The following is a 2,812-nucleotide window of genomic DNA, read 5'->3' as shown; positions in this document are numbered from 1 at the left end:
CCTTCAAGTTCGAGTCGCTGGACACCGGAGACACTGAAGATGGTGGCGGCTACGAGCAGTTCGTCTTGAAAGACCCCAAGATCTGGTACGCCGGCGTCTGGATCCAGGGGAGAAAGACGTCATCCTCGCGTGGTGCAGCGTCGTCAAGAAATAACCCGGACGACGGTCGCGATGAACCGCCCCTACCTTGGCCTGCGCTGAGGTGGGGGCGATGCTGTGTGGCCGGCGTGATGCCAGGCGGACAGTGAGGGTGACGGCGAATGTCGTGACGACAACACCCGGCCTGCGCGGAGCGGACCGGGTGCGTGAACTGTCAGGCAATCAGGGTTTGAAAGCGTAAGCGTAGGGCACGTAGTCCGGGGCATCCGTCGTGATGACCCACAGGGTACCGTCGGCCGACACGCTGCTCAGTTTTCCGTTGCCGCTCAGGAAGATGGCTGGCACGCGCTTCTCCACTTGGGCGGTCAGGGGGTTGTACAGCACCCATTCACTCAGGTACAGTTCGCCATCCATGTGGCTCACCTTGAGCCAGTGGCGTCCGGTGGCGTCCACGCCCACAACCTCGAAGTCCTTGACGGTCGCGCCGTCGATGACCACGTCGTAGGACGTGACCTTGCCTGCGGCCGGGTCGTACGCGGTCAGGCGGTACGGCACGCTTTTGGGCAGCCACAGCTTGCCGCCGCGTGCAAAGGCGGGGAGGTAGGCATTAATTCCCGGCAGGGTCAGGGTCGTGCGGGTCAGGGTGTCGGCGTCGATGCTGACCAGTTGCGAGGTGCCGCCCGACTGCGTGTAACCCCAGACGTGCGAGCCGTCCACGTCGAGGAGTTGGTCGTCCTGCGCGCCAGGAACGTTGCTGACCGTGTTGGTGGCGTAATCCAGGCGCTGAATGTTGAAGTACGAGACCCAGCCGCGTCCCTTGGGGTCGTAGTGCATGCCGCTCCCGGCACAGCCGGAGAAGCCCCTGGGGTCGGGTTTGACAGTCGCGCTGCCCGTCACGGCATCGAAACGCACCTGCGGGGAGCTCTGCTGCCAGATGCCGCCGTCCTCACCGGCGGTCAGGTCGCCGCAACCGTAGCCGGGATTGGTGAACGCGTCGTAGGTACCGTCGGGTCGCTGGCGCACCATGCCTTTGGTGGTGGTGTACCAGATGTTGCCGGCGTTGTCGGCGGTCATACTGCTAGTGCCTTCGACCATGCGGACCGGGGTGGGCATGATGGTCAGCGCGCCCCGCCTGCTGGTCACGTTACCGTCGGACACCTGCTCAGCGTTCACGGTCACGGTGTAAGTTCCGACGGGGACGGTGGTGGTGGGTTGAATGGTGAACTTCACGGTCACTGACTGATTGGGCGTGACGCTGACCGTCTTGGGGGCGACGCTCAGTCCGGCAGGCAGGCCACTGACGCTCACGCGGACGTCACCGGTGTACTCATTCGTGTACACGTAGACGGGCCACTCGGTGGACATATTCTGCGGCGCGACTTTGGTGGGAGCTTCCAGGCCAAGTTGTGGGACAGCCAGGGCGAGGCGGCCGATCTTTCCACCGCCGACGTCCATGCCAGCTTTCGTGGCCTGAATGATCAGGTCGCCGTCGAACGCGGCCCCGTTGCTGGAGGCGGTCAGCGTCAGGCTGGTATCGACCCGCTGGGCCTGCAGTGCCGTGCCGGACAGTTGGGTGCTCAGGCGCTTGGCGGTCACTGACTGCTTGCCGACGTTGGCAGGCAGATCAATTTCGGTTGGGGTGACGTCCAGGCCGTAGACGTTGCTGGTCAGGCGAATTCGGCCGCTGACCCCGCCATCCTGGAAGATGCGCACGGGTACGTTGACGGAGTCCCCGCGCTTCAGGCGCAGGTCGGTCTTGTTGACTGGGACGATCAGGACGTGATCCTGATACTTCACGAAGTCCAGTGAAGCCTGCGCGCCCGCTGGGGCGTTTACGATCCTCACGGCGTTCGTGGTCGGGTCGACGGTACCCTGGAGCAGGTTCCAGCCTGCGGTCATGGTGGCGTCGAAGTTCAGCGTTTCGCTCCGCGCAGTGCAGGAGGCAACGCCCTTAAGGGTCGCGGCGCTACTGGCGTAGATGTGCAGGTAGCCGGAGTCGCTGGCTGCGGCGTTCTCGAAGATCCGGCCCAGCAGATCGCCCTGGTTAGAGAACACCTGGAAGGCCGCCAAGTCGTACTTGGCTCCAGTGCCCTGGAAGCCGCTGGAGAGCGTGCAGCCGTCCAGGAGGCTCTTGGCTGGTGTGAGGTCAGGCAGTTTTGAGTTGACGGTGCCGCTGCTGGGAATGGCGCCCGGGGTCATGTCGGCAGAGGTATCGTTGTACACGAAGCGGGCTCTGACGTAGGTGGAGGTGTAGGGCCACGATGCCAACTGTCCACTGAGGTAGGCGCCTGATGAGGGAGCAGGCTCAATGGGGTCGACGACAGGCGAAGTGGTTTTTTCGCCACAGGCCACAAGCCCTGCCGAGCAGAGAAAGATGAGTAGATTTTGAGGGTGTAGTTTCATAGAACGTTCACATAGTAACAGCGGGCCGCAAGGCACGTTGACTTATGTGAGGTGCCCATCACAGCAGAATTCATGCGGGACTCAGTACCGGACATCTTGCCCTCAGGCCGCATCAGGAGCAGGAAAAGGCGAGCTGAAGAGTTCCGTGAACGGACCTCGTTTGGACGTCCCCCATCGAAGGGGGTAGTTGGCTGGAACTATGCCCGACAGGAAACGCCTTGAGGCCGTGACCGCCACGCTCGCAGTGTCCAAACGCGATCGGTCAGCCCAATCGCCATCGCCGGTGTGCGCTGCAGGTACCGTTGACGTC

The 2,812-nt window shown here is 63.1% G+C and carries 2 protein-coding genes; one reads left to right on the top strand and one right to left on the bottom strand.

Translation table 11 applies throughout. The features are described from left to right. The coding region (locus tag IEY70_RS21210) for a hypothetical protein (protein ID WP_229778137.1) at nucleotides 1-248 on the top strand (248 nt) is incomplete at its 5' end. A 73-nt stretch (nucleotides 249-321) separates the two neighbouring features. On the opposite strand, the gene IEY70_RS20700 is transcribed toward IEY70_RS21210, so the two are convergent. Further along, complete coding sequence (locus tag IEY70_RS20700; RefSeq protein WP_189066922.1) at nucleotides 322-2,298, bottom strand: hypothetical protein; 1,977 nt, start codon at nucleotides 2,296-2,298, stop codon at nucleotides 322-324. Nucleotides 2,299-2,812 lie beyond the last annotated feature (514 nt).

It is taken from the genome of Deinococcus seoulensis (assembly GCF_014648115.1).
Lineage (GTDB): Bacteria > Deinococcota > Deinococci > Deinococcales > Deinococcaceae > Deinococcus > Deinococcus seoulensis.
Note: the sequence above shows the minus strand (reverse complement) of the source record. Positions and strands in the feature narration are given on the sequence as shown.

Bases quoted from the DNA above. Each gene is read 5' to 3' on its own strand.
- IEY70_RS20700 (WP_189066922.1), bottom strand. From the start codon at position 2,298: ATGACCCCGGGCGCCATTCCCAGCAGCGGCACCGTCAACTCAAAACTG.